The 1,278-nt window shown below is 66.4% G+C and carries 2 protein-coding genes; both read left to right on the forward strand.

The genetic code is table 11. The features are described from left to right. Positions 1-66 precede the first annotated feature (66 nt). Positions 67-378 (forward strand): transposase, encoded by a 312-nt coding sequence (locus ACTMS2_RS29240; protein ID WP_441178262.1) that lies wholly within the window; start codon positions 67-69, stop codon positions 376-378. Then, positions 375-1,278: IS3 family transposase (locus tag ACTMS2_RS29245; protein WP_441178263.1), on the forward strand; the 904-nt coding region annotated here is incomplete at its 3' end. The genes ACTMS2_RS29240 and ACTMS2_RS29245, both read left to right, overlap by 4 nt.

The following is a 1,278-nucleotide window of genomic DNA, read 5'->3' on the forward strand; positions in this document are numbered from 1 at the left end:
TGAGCCACCCCCGCTTTCATGGAGCTTCTTGATCATGGTCTGATGGCCGTGGGGAGGAAGTCGTCCGTGGCAGCACCGAAGAAGTACCCCGACGAGCTACGTCAGCGCGCTGTGCGCTTGTACCGCGAGTCAGACCCGAAGCCGGTGATCCGGCGCTTGGCCGAGCAACTCGGTGTTCATCACGAGGCGCTCAGGAACTGGATCCGTCAGGCCGAGGCTGACGCGGGTGAGCGCACCGATCGGCCTACCAGCGAGATGGCCGAGGAGAACCGCCGGCTGCGCAGGGAAGTCGCTGAGTTGCGGCGGGCGAACGAGATCCTGAAAGCGGCGAGCGCGTATTTCGCGGCGGAGCTCGACCCGACCCGGCGACGGTCATGAGGTTCATCCACGAACACCGTGACCAGTTCGCGGTCGCGCTCCTGCTACGGGTCCTCAACATCGGCGCCTCGACCTACTACGCGTGGATCAAGCAGTTCGAGCAGCCCTGTGACCGGGACGTGGTCGACCTGGGGCTGATCTCGAACATCCACGAGATCTGGGAGACATCGGGGCGCACCTACGGCGCGGACCGGGTCCACCGGCAGCTACGTCGCGACGGCATTCGCGTGGGCCGCAAGCGCATCGAGCGGCTGATGGCCGCCCACGGCTGGCAGGGAGCGTTCCTGCGTCGCGGCTGGCGCGGCGGCTCCACCCGTCAGGATCCACGACACACGCCGGCGCCGGATCTGGTCAACCGGCGGTTCACCGCCGACGGGCCGAACCGGCTCTGGGTTGCCGACGCCACCCGCATTCCCTGCGGGGAGGGCGTGTTCTGGCTCGCCGCGGTCCGCGACGCGTTCTCCCGCCGGATCGTGGGATGGAAGACCTCCGACCGCTGCGACACCGACCTGATCCTCGCCGCCCTCGAATACGGCATCTGGTCGCGCGACGTCCGCGACGGCCAGTTGATTCACCACTCGGACAGGGGATCGAACTACACGTCTTTCCGCTTCGCGGAACGCTTGCAGGACAACGGGATCCTGCCCTCGATGGGGTCGGTCGGCGACTCGTTCGACAACGCGCTGATGGAGAACTTCTGGTCGACGTTGAAGATCGAACTCGTCTACCGCACTTCATGGCGGACCCGCGACGAGGCCGAGAACGCGATCTTCGCCTACATCGACGGCTGGTACAACACCCGCCGCATCCAACGCGAGCTGGGCTACCTCAGCCCGAACGAGTACGAGACCGCCTGGCACAGCCGCCAGACGCAACCAGCTGAGCCACCTATCGCCATCC

The sequence above is a fragment of the Micromonospora sp. SD12 genome (genome assembly GCF_052068495.1).
Classification (GTDB): domain Bacteria; phylum Actinomycetota; class Actinomycetes; order Mycobacteriales; family Micromonosporaceae; genus Micromonospora; species Micromonospora echinofusca.